The following is a 15564-nucleotide window of genomic DNA, read 5'->3' on the forward strand; positions in this document are numbered from 1 at the left end:
ACCGCACTGACGGCCGCAACCCACTAGCCGCTCGAACTTACCAGATGAGTGATTTTATTCAAAACAGTCAATAGGTTCCAGTCACACATGGGTGATGGGGACGACCGCTGCGGGGGGTGTGACATTCCCGTCATCTCCATCAACAGCGACTCTACTGGTCGAACCCCCCAGGGTTGTTCCTCGCGACACACGATCGGCAGCCGTCGCTGTGCGTCGACAGCGTCGAGGGGTCCGGGCGCCGAGAATCGTCCCCGAGATAGCGACCCCGTGGCGGCACCGCTCTTATCAGCGAGTCGACCGAAGATCGGGTAATGAGCGACCGGCTCTCGCGGTGGGTCCTCCTCGGTGGGAACCGGTATCTCGTCGGCGGCGGCATCCTCGGCCTCATGACGCTCGTCGCGACCGTCCCCATCTTCACGGGGGCCGTCATCCGTAATACGACGCCGCTGACCTACATGGCGAGTGCGCTGATCACGGGGAACGTCACGCTCATCAGCCTCGTGGTCGCCATCAACCAGGTCGTCCTCTCGCAGGAACTGGAGTCGCCGGGGTCGCTGCGGGACGAGATCGAAGCGACGGCGGATTACCGCCAGGCCGCCCTCGACCGGGAGACGGCGCCGACCGAGCCAGCGGACTTCCTGCAGGAAATCCTCGAACAGACTGGCTGTCGCGTCCGATCTCTCGAGTTCCCCGAGGAGACCGACGACGCGAGCGACCGGCTCGTCACGGACCTCTCGGAGCACTGCCGGACGGTCAGCGAGTCGCTGGAATCGGCGTCCGGGGACCTGTCCGCCGTCGTCCTGCCACTCCTCGGAGCCGACTACGCGGGTTCCATCCGCGACGCACACCGGATCCAGTCGTCCATCGATGCGGAGCGTCACGAGGAGCTGTCCGAGAACCTCGAGGAACTGGCGCTGGACCTCGAGAACCTCGACGTCGCCAGACAGTACTTCACGACGGCCTTCGTCAAGGAGGAACTCGCGGAACTCTCCCGGTCGCTCCTCTACGTCGGCATCCTCGTGGTCTCGATAGCGATCGCACTCCTGTTCCAGCTCACGACCTACAGCGGCCCGTCGCCCCCGACGTCGGAACTGTTCGGCCTCGCCGTGCTCACGATGATGTTCGGCTTGACGCCGCTCGCGCTGTTGATAGCGTTCGTCCTACGGATCGCGACGGTCGCTGGGCATATCGCGTCGATCACGCCGTTCAGTTCGTGACGACGCGCCGTCTCTGCTGGACGGTTGCAGGAATACGTGTAACACGACGGCGGCAGCCGGGCTACCACTCCGGTCTGTCTTCAGGGAGGGTGACGACTTTCTTGCCGTCCTTCCAGTATCGCGTCACCTGATCGTCCGCTTCCATCTCGGAGAGGACCTCGCTGACCCGGCCCTCCGAGTAGCCCGTCTCCTCGACGACGTCCTGCTGCCACATCCGGCCGTGGTACTCCTCGAGCAGCGTGAGGACGCGTTCCTCGGGCGGCAGCAGCAGGAAGTCGTCGACCTGTTTCCCAGCAGAATCGACGTCAGCCCCGCTCTGCGGGGCGGTCGTGGTTTCACCGTCGGCCGTCAACGACGGCGGGAACTCGAGATCGACCACGGCCAGTAGCTGTCCGATCACGATCCCTCACCCCTGAGTCCGTTCAGTGCATCCTCCCGGTGGTCGCCCCTGGTTCGAGCGGTCGTCGTACCCCGCTCGGAGACGTCCGATCCGTTCAGCAGGCGCGCGGCATCCATACTGGTAACTGCATACTTACCAGTCAATAACAGCTGTCCCATATATTTTAGGGAGCGTCTGCGTGGCCCCCGGTTTACGCTTCCCCGAGAGCTAGGATAATTCGAAGTGCGGAACCAGACGTCACGTTCTCGAACGCTTCACTGTCGGCGCTCCAGGTGCGACATCTGAGCGCCGGAACGACCGGTCGTACGGATGGTCCCCTTACGCCTCCGGCAGAAAGCCGCTCTCGAGGAGTCGCCTGAGTACCACGACGACGCCGTTCTCCAGGCCGTTCGCGAGGATGGCCTGCTCCTCGTGGGCGCGCCCCTCGTCGGGGTAGAACGAGCCCACGAGCAACCGTTCGCGGTCGGTGAGCAGGAGTCGACTGATCGCCACCTCGTCGCTCGTCTCCGGCCCCAGGAGCCAGTCGAGTTCGCTCTCGAAGACCGCGACGCCGGGGACGGCGTCGCGGACGGTGTCCGCGATGGCCGCCGTGGCCCCGCCGACGATGATGGAGACGCCTCGCTCGTCGGCCGCCCGTAGCCGTTCGACCACCTCGTCGGTGAGGAGCCCTTCCTCGACGACCAGCAGGACGATCTCGGAGTCGGCGTCCGCGATCGCGTCCTCGGTCCGAGCCTGGATGGGTGCCGACCCGGACACCGACCACACCTCCTGCTTCAGGGCGCCCTCGGCGTCGTCGGCAGGCGGTTCGAGGCTCTGCAGGTGTGTCTCCAGGGTATCGATCCGTTCGTCTTTTTGCCGGCGAAGGGTCCCGACGGCCTCGTCGATACCGACCGCGCGGAACCGCTTGGGACTGCCGTGCTGGACGAAGATCAGCCCGGTCTCCTCCAGGTTCTCGATCGCGTCGTACACCCGCGTCCGGGGCACCGACGAGATGTCGCTGACCTCCTTCGCCGTCCCGGTATCCAGCCGCGTCAGCGCCACGAAACACCGCGCCTCGTACTCCTTCAGCCCGAGCTGTTCCAGGGAGTCGACCGCCTCGTCCCTCGATCGAGTCTGGCTCACGTTCCGTCCCCCGCCTCGCCCGCTACTCGACTGCCAGTACCGTTCATACACCCGTCTACCCGTTCACGCGGTAAGTGACACCAGGTTGCCAGGGGCCGGTCTTTATACGTGACTGCGGAGGGGTCACTCCTCTACGGCGTCGCCGGGCGTCGTGAGCGTCGCGTCGACGAGGCTCGTGAGGCCGCGGCGCAGCCGCTCGGACAGCGCCTGGTGTGAGATGTCCATCTCCGCGGCGATCTCGCGGATCGTCGTCCGTCGCGGCACCTCGAAGTAGCCACGCTTGCGGGCGAGAACGATGGCGTCGCGCTGGTCGGGCGTCAGCTCTCCGAAGGTCTGTCTCGGGGCGCCGGGTTCGGTCAGGTCGCGCAACTCGAAGTCGGTCCCCTGCTCGTCGAGGGCGTGCCGGAAGGCGTCGAACTGCTCGCGGTCGATGAAGCGGATGCGGATCTGCCAGCCGTCCTTGTCGGCCTCGGCGTCGAGGACCGAGCCGCGCTGGTCGATGTAGGCGTCGATCCGCTCGTCGACGTGCTCGGCCCAGTCGAGCTGGTAGTACTTCTCGTCGGCGAACTCGTAGCCCTCCACGACGTCGTCGACGCTCGGGTCGGCCTCGAGGACCTCGTCGGTCCGATCGAACTCGGCGTTGGCGGCCCACATACAGGGCATCACCCACGCCCTGCTGTGCGCGGCGATCCGTTCGGCCTCCACCTTCATCTCCGGGAGTTCCCGGAAGGCGTGCTCGAGCGCGATCGCATCGTGTGGGAGCGAGAAGGTCGCGATAAGCATGGGCCAGCTACGGTCCCTGCGGGAAAAAGTGACGGGGCGACGAAGGGTATCCGCCGAACCCTATTCGCCTTCTGCGACCTCCACGCGGTTGATTAACTCGGCGTCAGCGAACTCGTCCTGGCAGTCTTCGCAGAGAGCGATGGTCTCGGCTGCGTCGTCCGTGTACACCACCTCCACCAGTTTATCCGTATCCGAGTCACACTCGCTGCAGTTCATATCGAGGGGTAACCCCCGGTACAGCATAATATTTCCGCGCGTACTTGTGGAACGTTCTAGGTGTTTGAGCCGAGCGTAGCGCTACGTATCAGGCTGGACGTACGGCTATCGGTGGGCCGAGGAGAGCGGCAGAGCGATACCGTAAGCGCGTTCGATTCGATAGATACGGATTCGTCCGCCGACAGTCGACCCAGAGTCACTGTTCGGTCCGGGAGGCTTCGGTGACGAACGCCTCCAACACGGCGTCCGTCCGTCCACTTCGCGAGAGAACGGTCACCAGGTCGTCGGGTTCGATCACCGTCGTCCCGTGTGGCGTTAGCACCTCGTCGCCTCGTTCGATCGCGATGACCAGCGAATCGTCGTCGAGGATCTCGTCCCGGACCGCCTCCTCGAGGGAGCACCCGACGATGGGCGCGGTCTCGTCGACCGTCACGTCGATCACGTTGGCGTCGCCCGCGAGACTGATGAAATCCGTCGCCTCCGTGCCCGGTGTCTCGTCCTCGGGCCCGAACGAACTGTAGGGGCTATCCGTTTCGGCCTCGACAAGCGTCTCGTCCTCGATCTCGATGCCCAACTGCGAGAGGGCGCGGGTGACGCGGCGAAGCGCCTCCGTGTTCTCGCCGACCGCCATGATGTGCAGGTTGCGACGGCCGGTCATCAGTTCGCGGACGTTGATCACCCCCGGGACGACGCTGGCCTCCCTCGCGAGGGACTTCCGTTCGGAGATCGGCGCGTTGCAGACGTAGAGGTTCGTCAGGTGGCCCTCAGCCTGCTCGAAGTCGATCCCGGCCGTGTAGCCGCGGATGATGCCGTGGTCCTCGAGCTGGTGGATCCGGTTGCGGATCGTCCCGGGAGAGACGTTCACCGCGTCGGCGATGGTCGGCGCCGACGTGTTCCGAGCGTCCCGCATCAACTCGTAGATGATGCGACGGTCGATCTCGTCCAGCCGGTAGGTCATAGCCGTCGTAGACGGCCGCTCTACTTTAGTCCCGTCGCTCGCATCTACAGCGATCCGGCCTGGCCGACTCCTGGATATTACGCTTCCAGTAAAATTCTACCCTGATAATTACTGATAGAGTAATAACATCGGGGGAGTTATGAGGGTTCGTTCCAACCGACGGAGTATGAGCGTCGGGGAGAACACGCAGGAGGGACAGGGATGAGCGACGAGGAACTCGCGAAGGACCTGGGGCTGGTCTCCGCGATGACCATCGGAATCGGGACGATGATCGGTGCCGGGATCTTCGTCCTACCCGGCGTCGCCGCCAACGCGGCCGGGCCCGTCGTCGTCGTCTCGTTCGTCGTGGGCGGCCTGATCGCGATGGTGAACGCCCTCTCCGTCTCGGAGCTCGGGACGGCGATGCCGAAGGCCGGCGGCGGGTACTACTACATCAACAGGTCGCTCGGCCCCCTGTTCGGTTCGATCGCGGGGATGGGCGACTGGATGGGCCTGGCGTTCGCCTCCGCGTTCTACTGTATCGGCTTCGGCCAGTACCTCGCCGTCTTCGTCGGGTTGCCGGAGGTGGCGTTCCTGAACTCGATCCAGGTCGGCGCGCTCGTCGCAGGTGCCGCCTTCGTCGGCGTCAACTACATCGGCGCCAAGGAGACCGGTGGCGTCCAGACGGTCATCGTCTTCGTCCTCCTCTCTATCCTCACCGTGTTCGCCGTCGCCGGGTTCACGACGTTCGACTACGCGACCCTGGTCGGTGAGGGACTGCCGGCCGACCAGAGCGGACTCGCACCGTACGGTACCGGTGCGATACTGCCGGGAACGGCGCTGGTCTTCGTCTCCTTCCTCGGCTACGCGAAGATCGCGACGGTCGCCGAGGAACTGAAGAACCCGGGCCAGAACCTCCCGCTGGCGATCATCGGGAGCGTCGGCATCGTCACCGTCGTCTACGCCATCCTGGTGACGACGATGCTCGGGGTAGTCTCGTGGCCCGAACTGAGCGAGGACGCCCCGGTCGCACAGGCCGCCGAGGTCGCCTTCCCCTCGGCCATCGGCCCGGTCGGCGGGATCGCCGCGGCGGCGGCCGGTGTCATGACCATCGGCGCCCTGCTGGCGACCGCGTCGTCGGCGAACGCGTCGATCCTCGCCTCCGCGCGGATCAACTTCGCGATGGGCCGCGACAAGATCGTCACCAACTGGCTCAACGAGATCCACCCGAACTACGCGACGCCGTACCGATCGATCCTCGTCACCGGCGGTCTCATCATCGTCTTCATCGCGCTCCTCGGCCGGGACATCGCGGTCCTCTCGAAAGCGGCCAGCGTCCTCCACCTCATCGTGTACGCGCTGATGAACGTGGCCCTGATCGTCTTCCGCGAGGCCGACGTCCCCGAGTACGACCCGGACTTCGAGGTGCCGCTGTACCCCGTCACCCCGATTCTCGGCGCCGTGCTGTCGCTCGGCCTCGTCGCGTTCATGGACCGGGTGGAGATCGCATTGTCGGGTGCCTTCGTCGCTGCGGCCGTCCTCTGGTACTTCCTGTACGCCCGCGACAAGACCGACCGGCAGGGCGTCCTCTCGAGTTACATCCGGAGCCGGGAGGAGGAACTCCCGGACCAGGTCGTCGAGGCCGCCGACGCCGTCGCGCCGACCGGCGACGAGGGGCCGACCGTCATGGTCGCGCTGGCGAACCCGCGGACCGAGAGCGCGCTCATCACCCTCGCCGGTGCCATCGCCCAGCACGAGGGCGGTCGGGTGCTCGCGACCCACATCATCACCGTGCCAGACCAGACGTCGCTGGCGACCGCCGCGGAGAACAGAGACCGGATCGACGCCTCCTCGAAGTCCCTCCTCGAATCGGCGAAGACCGACGCCGGAGCGTTCGACGTGCCGATCGAGACGCGGACCATCCTCTCCCATCGGGGGATCGAGGAGGTGTTCGACGCAGCCCAGACGAACGAGGCGGACACCGTCGTGATGGGGTACGGCGGGACGCAGTTCGCCGGCGGTCGCGCCGAGGGTGCACTCGACGAGCTCACGCACGACCTCCCGTGTGACTTCCTCGTCCTGGACGGCCAGGAACTCGCCCTCTCCGACGTCCTCGTGCCGACCGCTGGCGGGCCGTCCTCGGACCTCTCCGCCGAGGTCGCACGGGCGTTACGGGAGACCGTCGGCGTGGACGTCTCGCTGCTGTACGTCGCCGACGATGGCGAGGAGGGGAGCGGTCGCGAGTTCCTCGGCGACTGGGCTGCCGGTCACAGCCTGGCAGACGCGGAGATACGCGTCGAGACGGGGGACGTCGAGGGAACGATCCGACGGCTCGGAACCGAGTACAGTCTAGTGATCGTCGGGGCGACGGAACGCGGCCTCCTGTCCCGCATCATCCGTGGATCGCTCGTGTTCGAGACGATCGAGACCCTCGAGACGCCGGTCCTCCTGACCGAACGGCCGTCCGCTCGGTCGCTCCGGGAACGGCTCCTCGGCCGGTGATAACCGGACGGTGATCGATTCGTGTCCCTCCCGAAATGCCGCTCACGGAAGCGCTGGAGACGCACATTTTTGGATTCGGCGACCGATCAGTGACCATGGCAGAGAACCTCTTCGAGACCGTCTACGTGCCCATCGCCAACCCCGAGGACGCCGAGGCGACCGCACGAGCCGTCCACCGGTACGCCGACGAGGACTCGGAGGTGATCGTCACGCACGTCGTCGAGAAGGGCGGCGGCGCGCCCGACAAGGCCTCCGTAGAGCAACGCGAGCAGTACGCCGAAGAAGCCTACGAGACCTTCCAGAACGTGCTCCCTGAGGGGTGGGGGACGATCCGGTTCGAGACCCTGTACGGCCACGACGTCGCCGAGACGATCATCGACGGTGCCGGCGACGCGGGCGCGACGGTGATCGCGTTCACGCCCCGGGGCGGCAGCCGGTGGGTCCACCTGGTCACCGGAGACGTCGCGCGGAACCTCATCGAGAACAGCGACGTTCCGGTCGTCTCCCTCCCCGAGCAACCGACCAGCATCGTCCTGGACTAGCGCGGCAGACAGCGGCGGGCGAATGAGTTACCACAGACGCATTCTAAAATCAAATATGGACGAGCCGATCGCCGCGCCGGAGCCGCCGTCGAACGTCTCCGAGGAGCTGGTCGACGAGCTCGATTCGCTGTCCGCTCCCGAACTCCGGTCGGTACTCAAGTACGTTCGGTCACGCGTCGAGTATCTGGAAGCCCCGATTTCTGAACTCGTCGAAGCGGGGCCGGACGAAGAGATCGTTCGGATCGACGAGTACGATTTCTACACGGTCGTCGTGAAGGGGCAGCGATGCGAGGAGGGCTGCGAGGACTGCCCGCACGACCCCCACGTCTACGTGGTCACCATCGAGCCGAACCTCGACGGCGAACGCCACCTCCACTGGGAAGATCTGGGCGGGATGCTGGGCTGACGGCCGTCCCAGTCACCTCGCAATCCCTTCACCGCTTGTAGAGGTTTAGCCGGCGGAAGACCGAATCCAGCAGCACCGCTATCGGGATGATCTCCAGTCTGCCGACCCACATATTGAGGATCAACATCCCCTTCGTGACGTCCGGCATCCCCGGCCCGGTGATCCCGGCGTCGAGCCCGACGTTACTCTGGGCGCTCATTACGTCGAAAACGACGTACTCGAGGGGATATTCCGGCGGGAGCGCCCACAGGAAGACCGAGATCCCGATGACGAGGAACGCGATCCAGAGGATGAACACGACGGTCGCTTCGCTGTATTCCCGCTGGAGTTGCTCATCGCTCAGTCGACGGTCGCCGATCTGGAGGTAGCGGACGGCGGTCTTCGGCTGGAAGACGCTCTCGATCTGCCAGATAGTCCCCTTGATGAGCGTGATGACGCGGATGAGCTTGAGGCCGCTGACGGTCGACCCTGCCGCGGCGCCAGTTAGCATTCCCAGGCAGGCGAACAACGTCGCGCCGGCACCCCAGACGCGCTCGGTCCCGCCGCCGATCGCGACCGTCCCGAAACCGGCGTTCGACGTCGAGGAGACGAACTGGAACAGCGCGACCCGGAAGGTCTCCTCGAACGTCTCGTACTGGCCGTTCGCGAAGAGGATCGCGGTCAGGACGACAGAGCCGACGGTGAACCAGATGAACACCCAGCGGGTCTGGAGGTCGGCGTAGAAGTTCCGCAGTTCCCCCTTGAAGATGAGGTAGTGGATCGGGAAGGCGATACTACCGGCGACCATCACCGGGACGGTGGCGTATTCGATCAGCGGGCTACCGTAGTGGCCGATCGAATCGGCGTGGACGGAGAACCCGCCAGTCGAGATTCCCGTCATCCCGTGGTTGATCGCGTCCCACAGCGGCATCCCGACCAGGAGGAAGAGCGCGATGGAGGCGAGTGTGAGTCCGAGGTAGATCTTCCAGATTTCCTGGACGGTCGTGATGACACTCGGGTGGATCTTCTCGGAGCGGGCTTCGCTCTCGAAGAGGGTGTAGGAACCGCTGCCGGGCCGTGCGAGGATGGCGACCGTCAGCACGATGACGCCGACGCCGCCGATCCACTCGGTCAGCGAGCGCCACCAGTGGAGCGACCGCGGCAGTTGCTCCTCGACGGCAGCCATCGTCAGGCCCGTGCCAGTGAATCCGCTCATGCTCTCGAAGACGGCGTCCAGCGGTGACAGGAAGATGGCCGTCGAGTCGTCCATCGGGGGCGTGTTCGCCCACGCCGGAAACGGGTCGATAGCGATCGTCCACGCTATCATGAGGAACGGAAGCCCGCCGAGGAGCCCAGTGAGCCCCCACGCACTCGCCGCTGTGACCATCCCCTCTAGCTTGCCGGGGGCGTCCGCGTCCCGGTAGTACCGGGAGAGTGCGGTGCCGAGCCCACCGACGATGACCGCCGAGAGGGCGAAACTCGGGATGGCGTAGAACTCGCCGTGGAGTGCGACGACGACGATCGATGCGGCCAGGAGCAGCGAGAGGACTCGCAGGATCCGTCCCACGTCTCGGCTGACCGTCCGTGTATCGACGTTCATAGGAGGGTAGCGATGATATCGGTGTCAGTAACTGCCGGTCGTGATCACGAACACGGTCACTCCAGCCTGTCTTCCGGATGCCCGAAGACGTCGGTGAGTTCCGGGTCGGCGCCGAACCCGGAGTAGACCGTCAGCAGGTCGTTAGCGTGGATCTCCGTATCCCCCTGCGGGGTCAACGGCGGATCCTGGCCCTCCCGTTCGATCGCGACGACCAGGACGTCCTTCGGCAGGAGGCCCTCCTCTGCCGCCTCGTGCAGCGTCTTGCCGACGATCGGTGCGTTCTCGGTGACGGTGATCTCGAAGACCTCCGCTTGCTCGCCGATCCGCAGGTAGTCGACGATCGCCGGCCGGGCCACCGCCCGGTAGAGGTACTCTGCGATGAGTTGCTGGGGGTTCTCCATCGTGTTGACGCCGATCTGCTCGAAGAGCGCCATGTGCTGGGGATTGTGGACGACGGAGACGACGGCGGGAATCTCGAGTTCCTTCGCCAGCAGGCACACCATGATGTTCGTCGCGTCCTGGTCGGTCGTCGATATCATGGCGTCGGCCTGTCCGGCGCCGGCCTCCTGGAGGGTCTCCTTGGTCGTCGCGTCCGCGTTGAGGACGAGGCAGTCGTGTTCGCTCGCGATCAGGTCCGCCCGCTCGTCGTCCTGCTCGATGACGACCACCTCGTTGCCGGACCTGGTCGCGATATCGATGAGCGGGCCACCGATATCCCCGGCCCCGACGACGATGAGGTACATACGACGCCCTTCAAAGGTGACTATTGAAAACGTATCGCCTCCGTATTACGGCCTCCTCAAGTCACGTGTGGTCTTCGGCGCCCTGTGACTGCTGGCCCCGCCCGATCGAAACGTACTACCTGCGGTCTTCACGCCCGTACTTGCTGGCGATCAATCCCACCAGTACGACGGCGTGAGGATGACGAGCACCGAGAGGATCTCGAGCCGGCCGATCCACATCAGGAAGGTCATGAAGAGCTTCGACGCGTTCGAGAACGGGAGGTAGCCGTTCATCGGACCGACGATGCCGAACCCCGGACCGATGTTGCCGAGCGTCGCCATCGCCATGCTCGTCGCCTCGATCGGCGAGAGGTCGAGTCCGGTCCGGACCGTATCGAGGTACAGCAGCACCGTCGAGACGGCGAACAGGACCATGAACAGCAGCGTGAAGGCGAGCAGCCCCTGGACCGTGTCGTCGTCGAGGATTTCGGTGGACGTCCGGATCGGCACGACCGCCGACGGGTGGACGTCCCGGTACAGTTCGCGGCTGATGACTCGTTTGATGACGTACCACCGGATGATCTTGATCGACCCTGCCGCGGAGCCGACCGAACCCCCGAGGAACATCGAGAACAGCAACACCATCTTTGTCGGCTGACTCCACGTGTTGAAGTCCATGCTCGCGTAGCCGGTCGTCGTGATGAACGTCAGGGATTGGAACAGACCGTGTCTGGCCGACGCCTCTACCGAGCCGGTGAGTCGGCCGACGTTCGTCGGAATCTCGGCCATCCCGATGCCGCTGAACAGCAGGGCGAAGAGCAGGACGGCGACCCCGCTGAACGCCTTCACGTACGACCGGAACTCGGTGTTCTCGAGGAGGTGCTCCGGCCGCCCGTCGAACGCGTGCCAGAAGAGCGCGAAGTTGGTGCCCGCGATGATCATGAACGGCATCGACGTCCACTGGATGATCGGACTGAACGCCTCCATGCTCCGCGCTTCGGGGGAGAAGCCCCCCGTCGGCAGCGTCGTGAGGGCGTGGGAGACGGCGTTGTAGAGGTCCATGTTCGGGGCGAATCCCAGCAGGTTCCACCCGTAGTAGCAGACGAGCGCCAGCAGCGTGAACCCGATGTAGATCTTCCAGAGCGCCCGTGCGGTCTCCTGGATGCCCGGCGTGAGCTTCTCGATGTCGAACCCCGGCGCCTCCTCCTCCATCACCTGGGCGCCACCGACGGAGAGCTTCGGCAGGATGGCGACCATCAGGACGATGATCCCCAGGCCGCCGAGCCACTGGGTGAGCTGTCGCCACAGCAGGATCGACCGGGAGTGCGTCTCGACCGAGATGTCGTTGAGGACCGTCGCGCCGGTGGTGGTGAACCCGCTCATCGACTCGAAGAGCGCGTTCACCGGCTGGGCCACCGTCCCGTCGCCGGCGACGAGATACGGGATCGTCCCCAGCAGCGGGACGGCGAGCCAGGTGAGCGCGACGAACAGGAACCCCTCGCGGTAGCCGAGTTCGGGTTCGGGGTGGAGGCGTTCGAGTCCCGTTCCGACGACGAGGGCGACGACGATCGTGGAGACGAACGGCAGGACGCTCTCGCCGTAGACGAGCGCGGTGACGAGCGGCGCGAGTAGCGGGATGGCCATGAACTTCAGCACGGTGCCGACGAGGCTCACCGAGAGGCGGTAGTCAACGCGAACGGCCATTGACACTTCACCCTGCGTCCCCCCGAGGGATTACTGTTTGGTGATGCGTCGATGCGGACTCGTCGTCGTGGCAACTGTCGCGGTCCCCCGGTCCTCCGTGTGCAATTCCAGCGGGAACGGGACTCCCCGGATGGCTATCCCAGCAGCGAGAAGACGGCTTCGTATCGGGGGTTTCAGTATGTATTCATGACCGTCCGGGTGTTTGCGGGTTCCTTCGTCGCTCCAAGCAACTGCCTGGCATTTTCTAACTGGTAATAGGAATCTAAGTTAACGGATGCTATCGAACGAATATGTCCCACGAAGCGATGGACCCTCCGGCTGTGCGGCGAGGCGATCACGCGAGCGACGACGGAGCGGTGAGTGATTCTCTCGCGGAAGAGACGACCCGATTGGCGTCGACTCTCGCCACGGTCTACCGTGGGTCGGTGACCGTCGACGTGGAGGACGCGTCACCCAGTGATCGATACCTCCGTATCACCCCCGCCGACGCGAGGTCCACGTCCGTCCTGGAGACGGTCGAAGCCCACCTTCGAGATATCGAGGCGCAGTCCCCCGAGTGTTTCCTGTACAAGTCCAGGGACGACAAACTCTACGTGAAACTCGTCGAAGATTCCGAGAACTTCGACGACAGCGCCTGGATGTGGGTCTGACGAATCCGTTCCGCCAATCCGAGTCTCGTTTCCGTCGTCTCTTCCTCAAGAAATAGCTGAAAAACCGCACTTCCGGAAATCCTGGTCAACCGGGGGACTACTCTCTGCGTCGCCGAGTCGAGAGCAGGAGTGCCGTTGCGGCGAGTGCGAGGAGGGCCGCGAGTCCGCCGAGTCCGGGGCCGTCACCCGACGCCTCCTCGGGGCTACTGACGCTCTCCTCCGTCGCGGTGTCGGTGCTCTCTCCCGACTCGTCCGCCGATTCGGTGTCCTCCTGGTCAGTCTCGCTGGAAGACGTCGTGGAGTCGTCGCTACCGGTCACCGTGACCGTCACCGGGGTGGACTGTTCCTCGGTCCCGGTCGGCGTCTCGTCCGCGCTCGAACTCGACACGCCATCCGATCCACCGCTCGTGTCGCGGTCGGTCTCGTCCGGCGTCGCCGTCTCGGTGGTTGTGTCACTGCTGCTCGCCGAGAGCCCGCCGTCCGCCCCGGCGGTGGTCGAGGGTTCCGGCGTCTGCGTCGCCGTCGCCTCGGGCGTCGAGGTGGGCGTCGCCGTGGCCGTCTCCTCCGGCGTCGCCTCGTCGGCGCGCTCGCCGAGTGCGTAGGTGCCGTCGTCCTGGACCGTCACCGAGACCGCGCCGTCGGTCGGTTGCAGCGCCGACTCGTACGTCGTCCAGCCGTCCGCGTGCCGGAGCACGTCGACCGAGTCGTGACTCCCGCTGGGGAGCGTGACCTCTGCGCTCCCGTCGAGTCGCGAGAGGGCCACGCCGTCGTCGAACGTCCGGTCGTCGGAATCCGAGTTCAGGTCGCTCTGCGGGACGCCCGTGGCGTCGAACTCCTCCTCGTCCTCGACGTCGACGGTCGCGTCGCCGACCTGGACGTCCGCGAGCGACGTCCTGATATCCGAGTTCAGGTCGCTCTCGCCGTTCCCGGCGAGCGTCGACCCCGAGATATCGAGGTGGACCGCGTTCGAGAACGCCTTGATACCGTGCTTGCTGTTGTCCGTGACCGTGGTGTCCTCGATCGTGTAGGTGTCGCCGCGGCCGCCGACGACCATCCCCGAGCCGTCGTTCCCGGAGAGTTCGACCGCCGTCATCGTCACGCCGGAGCTCTCCGTCGTGTGGAAGCCGGTCGCGCCGTTGTCGTTGAACGTCGTCGCGTCGACGGTGATCGGGCCGCTCGATGCAGCGGTGAAGCCGACTTCCGCGTTCCCGTCGACTCGGCTCTCGCTGATCTGGATGTCGGCCGCGACGTAGTCGGCGTCGACGCCGACATCGTTGCCGGTCGCCGTGACGCTCTGGAGGACGATCTGCCCGGAGGGGCCGTAGGTGGCGTCGACGCCGGTCCCGAACCCGTCGACGGTCGCGTCCTGCAGCGTGAAGTCGTCGCTGCTGCCGCCGGCCAGCGAGACGCCGCTACTGTCGGTGTCGCTTCCGGGCCCGGAGATCGTGTGGCCGTCGCCGTCGATCGTGACGGGGTAGGCCTGGACGTCGAAGCAGGCGCCGGTCTCGCTGGTCTCGACGTCGCTGGCGAGCGTGTAGGTGCCGGACTCGTTGATCGTCGTACAGCTGTCGACCGTCCGGTGGCTATCGGCGCTGGCGACGCCGGCGATGCCCCCCGCCAGCAGCATACTCGCGACGGTGAGCACTGCAGCGGCGATCATGATCGACCGCGGTCGGTACCAGTGGAAACGTGCCGAATGTAGATCCGTCATGGGCTGTGGAGTCGGTGACTGGTCGGTGACTCCGGGGGTACACACCCATATTTACCAACTACGATTACTGAGTCGGACGCGGGATTCTACTGTCGGCCGGGCCTAAATCGAAGCTCGTCCCGTCCTAGCCGGTGGAAGCGTAGCGATGCCTCTGGATTACATCTTGGTCGGCCAGTTGTGCCCTCGCTAGTATCACTGCTCATATGCCGGCCTGCCGGCATGTGTTTCGTCGACGAGAGACGGGAGTGTAGAGATGATATTGGTGTGAGAATCCGAGTAAAGGTCTAGCTTATCCCTCTCCCGTCCTTTGTTTCGTATACAGTTCTCGAAAGTACACAGTATGCGTCCGCTCTTTCATGCAGTGGACGTCTTTTAGGCGGCGACGCGCCGTCCATTCCCGCGGACCGCCACGTGGTTCGCATACAGAGTTCACACGGTGCCTGTAGAACGCGGACCACACCATGACACTCCAACAGACCTTCCAAGCCGACCGGAAAGACGAACTCCTGACCATCCTCTCGGAGGCGAAGCGACGTGCCATCCTGACGCATCTACAGGACGCCGACGACGGCGTCGCGACCGTCCAAGAGCTCGCGAACGAGATCGACCTGCAGAAAGACGGCGACTCCGGGGTGACTCCCGTGGAGCTAGTCCACTCGGATCTCCCGCGACTCGAAGACGCCGGCGTCGTCGAGTTCGACCAGCGAAGCAGGACCGTCCGGTATCAGGGCTCCACCGAACTGGAGCGATTGCTGCAGTTCGTCGTCGCCGACCTCTGAGTTCCCCTTCGCGTGTCAACGTGTGTCGGCGGGGAGACGGCCGTTCCGGGAACGGACGCAAATAGAGTACGGGAACTGGATCGCGCCCCGACCTGCGTCTCCACCAGTAACGATCGCGTCGGTCCGAAAACGCTACTCGACGAGTGGCTTCACCGAGAGCTTGTGTCCCATCTCCTTGCCGTGTTCGATCACGATATCCGCCGGGTCACGGTCGTCGCCGGGTTCGACGACCGTCGAAAACTGACACTCCTTGCACTGGACCTGGGTGGACTTCGGCTCGGCCATCGTCTCAGA

16 protein-coding genes are annotated in these 15564 nt (G+C 65.1%); 6 read left to right on the plus strand and 10 right to left on the minus strand.

The annotated features are described in order from the left end of the window. The first annotated feature begins 311 nt into the window (after positions 1–311). A complete protein-coding gene (locus HWV07_RS15165) occupies positions 312–1217 on the plus strand; it encodes a DUF7972 family membrane protein (RefSeq protein ID WP_178335119.1) in 906 nt (301 codons plus the stop codon). Between the two features lie 61 nt (positions 1218–1278). Here HWV07_RS15165 and HWV07_RS15170 read toward each other — a convergent pair whose 3' ends face one another. From HWV07_RS15170 to HWV07_RS15190, 5 genes are all read right to left on the minus strand, one after another. Then, on the minus strand, positions 1279–1617 hold the full coding sequence (locus tag HWV07_RS15170; RefSeq protein ID WP_178335120.1) for a helix-turn-helix transcriptional regulator: 339 nt from the start codon (positions 1615–1617) through the stop codon (positions 1279–1281). Between the two features lie 318 nt (positions 1618–1935). Continuing rightward, the gene (locus HWV07_RS15175; RefSeq protein ID WP_178335121.1) at positions 1936–2739 is read right to left on the minus strand and encodes a TrmB family transcriptional regulator; all 804 of its coding nucleotides are present in this window, start codon (positions 2737–2739) and stop codon (positions 1936–1938) included. 123 nt (positions 2740–2862) lie between these two features. Further along, positions 2863–3522, minus strand: a complete 660-nt coding sequence (locus tag HWV07_RS15180) for a helix-turn-helix domain-containing protein (protein ID WP_178335122.1) — start codon at positions 3520–3522, stop codon at positions 2863–2865. A 60-nt stretch (positions 3523–3582) separates the two neighbouring features. Then, positions 3583–3738: a hypothetical protein gene (locus tag HWV07_RS15185; protein WP_178335123.1), complete on the minus strand. Its 156-nt coding sequence runs from the start codon at positions 3736–3738 to the stop codon at positions 3583–3585. 196 nt (positions 3739–3934) lie between these two features. Then, positions 3935–4696 (minus strand): Lrp/AsnC family transcriptional regulator, encoded by a 762-nt coding sequence (locus tag HWV07_RS15190; protein ID WP_178335124.1) that lies wholly within the window; start codon positions 4694–4696, stop codon positions 3935–3937. 201 nt (positions 4697–4897) lie between these two features. Between HWV07_RS15190 and HWV07_RS15195 the strand changes: the two genes are divergently transcribed. The 3 genes from HWV07_RS15195 (at position 4898) to HWV07_RS15205 (ending at position 8125) form a co-directional block, all read left to right on the plus strand. Then, positions 4898–7177, plus strand: coding sequence for an amino acid permease (locus tag HWV07_RS15195; protein ID WP_178335125.1), 2280 nt, complete (start codon positions 4898–4900; stop codon positions 7175–7177). Positions 7178–7272: 95 nt separating this feature from the next. Further along, on the plus strand, positions 7273–7719 hold the full coding sequence (locus HWV07_RS15200; protein ID WP_178335126.1) for a universal stress protein: 447 nt from the start codon (positions 7273–7275) through the stop codon (positions 7717–7719). Positions 7720–7774: 55 nt separating this feature from the next. Further along, positions 7775–8125, plus strand: coding sequence for a hypothetical protein (locus HWV07_RS15205; protein WP_178335127.1), 351 nt, complete (start codon positions 7775–7777; stop codon positions 8123–8125). Between the two features lie 28 nt (positions 8126–8153). On the opposite strand, the gene HWV07_RS15210 is transcribed toward HWV07_RS15205, so the two are convergent. From HWV07_RS15210 to HWV07_RS15220, 3 genes are all read right to left on the minus strand, one after another. Then, entirely contained in the window at positions 8154–9704 is a 1551-nt protein-coding gene (locus HWV07_RS15210; RefSeq protein ID WP_178335128.1) for a TrkH family potassium uptake protein, read from the minus strand. Positions 9705–9760: 56 nt separating this feature from the next. Then, positions 9761–10447 carry a potassium channel family protein gene (locus HWV07_RS15215; protein ID WP_178335129.1) on the minus strand — a complete coding sequence of 229 codons (687 nt, stop codon included), beginning with the start codon at positions 10445–10447 and terminating at the stop codon, positions 9761–9763. Between the two features lie 150 nt (positions 10448–10597). Continuing rightward, positions 10598–12130 carry a TrkH family potassium uptake protein gene (locus HWV07_RS15220; RefSeq protein WP_178335130.1) on the minus strand — a complete coding sequence of 511 codons (1533 nt, stop codon included), beginning with the start codon at positions 12128–12130 and terminating at the stop codon, positions 10598–10600. A 290-nt stretch (positions 12131–12420) separates the two neighbouring features. Between HWV07_RS15220 and HWV07_RS15225 the strand changes: the two genes are divergently transcribed. Beyond that, complete coding sequence (locus HWV07_RS15225) at positions 12421–12780, plus strand: hypothetical protein (RefSeq protein WP_178335131.1); 360 nt, start codon at positions 12421–12423, stop codon at positions 12778–12780. A 97-nt stretch (positions 12781–12877) separates the two neighbouring features. Here HWV07_RS15225 and HWV07_RS15230 read toward each other — a convergent pair whose 3' ends face one another. Continuing rightward, entirely contained in the window at positions 12878–14440 is a 1563-nt protein-coding gene (locus HWV07_RS15230; RefSeq protein ID WP_178335132.1) for a right-handed parallel beta-helix repeat-containing protein, read from the minus strand. A 512-nt stretch (positions 14441–14952) separates the two neighbouring features. Between HWV07_RS15230 and HWV07_RS15235 the strand changes: the two genes are divergently transcribed. After that, complete coding sequence (locus tag HWV07_RS15235) at positions 14953–15270, plus strand: DUF7344 domain-containing protein (protein WP_178335133.1); 318 nt, start codon at positions 14953–14955, stop codon at positions 15268–15270. Between the two features lie 132 nt (positions 15271–15402). Here the strand turns inward: HWV07_RS15235 and HWV07_RS15240 are convergent, their stop codons facing one another. Continuing rightward, on the minus strand, positions 15403–15555 hold the full coding sequence (locus HWV07_RS15240) for a hypothetical protein (protein WP_178335134.1): 153 nt from the start codon (positions 15553–15555) through the stop codon (positions 15403–15405). Positions 15556–15564 lie beyond the last annotated feature (9 nt).

The sequence above is a fragment of the Natronomonas salina genome, assembly GCF_013391105.1.
In the GTDB taxonomy this organism is placed as follows: Archaea; Halobacteriota; Halobacteria; order Halobacteriales; family Haloarculaceae; genus Natronomonas; species Natronomonas salina.

Excerpts from the sequence above, each read along its gene's own strand:
- HWV07_RS15220 (WP_178335130.1), bottom strand. The coding sequence starts at position 12,130 with ATGGCCGTTCGCGTTGACTACCGCCTCTCGGTGAGCCTCGTCGGCACC.
- HWV07_RS15200 (WP_178335126.1), top strand. The coding sequence starts at position 7,273 with ATGGCAGAGAACCTCTTCGAGACCGTCTACGTGCCCATCGCCAACCCC.
- HWV07_RS15240 (WP_178335134.1), bottom strand. The coding sequence starts at position 15,555 with ATGGCCGAGCCGAAGTCCACCCAGGTCCAGTGCAAGGAGTGTCAGTTT.
- HWV07_RS15210 (WP_178335128.1), bottom strand. The coding sequence starts at position 9,704 with ATGAACGTCGATACACGGACGGTCAGCCGAGACGTGGGACGGATCCTG.
- HWV07_RS15225 (WP_178335131.1), top strand. The coding sequence starts at position 12,421 with ATGTCCCACGAAGCGATGGACCCTCCGGCTGTGCGGCGAGGCGATCAC.
- HWV07_RS15235 (WP_178335133.1), top strand. The coding sequence starts at position 14,953 with ATGACACTCCAACAGACCTTCCAAGCCGACCGGAAAGACGAACTCCTG.
- HWV07_RS15190 (WP_178335124.1), bottom strand. The coding sequence starts at position 4,696 with ATGACCTACCGGCTGGACGAGATCGACCGTCGCATCATCTACGAGTTG.
- HWV07_RS15165 (WP_178335119.1), top strand. The coding sequence starts at position 312 with ATGAGCGACCGGCTCTCGCGGTGGGTCCTCCTCGGTGGGAACCGGTAT.
- HWV07_RS15215 (WP_178335129.1), bottom strand. The coding sequence starts at position 10,447 with ATGTACCTCATCGTCGTCGGGGCCGGGGATATCGGTGGCCCGCTCATC.
- HWV07_RS15205 (WP_178335127.1), top strand. The coding sequence starts at position 7,775 with ATGGACGAGCCGATCGCCGCGCCGGAGCCGCCGTCGAACGTCTCCGAG.
- HWV07_RS15195 (WP_178335125.1), top strand. The coding sequence starts at position 4,898 with ATGAGCGACGAGGAACTCGCGAAGGACCTGGGGCTGGTCTCCGCGATG.
- HWV07_RS15230 (WP_178335132.1), bottom strand. The coding sequence starts at position 14,440 with ATGATCGCCGCTGCAGTGCTCACCGTCGCGAGTATGCTGCTGGCGGGG.
- HWV07_RS15180 (WP_178335122.1), bottom strand. The coding sequence starts at position 3,522 with ATGCTTATCGCGACCTTCTCGCTCCCACACGATGCGATCGCGCTCGAG.
- HWV07_RS15185 (WP_178335123.1), bottom strand. The coding sequence starts at position 3,738 with ATGAACTGCAGCGAGTGTGACTCGGATACGGATAAACTGGTGGAGGTG.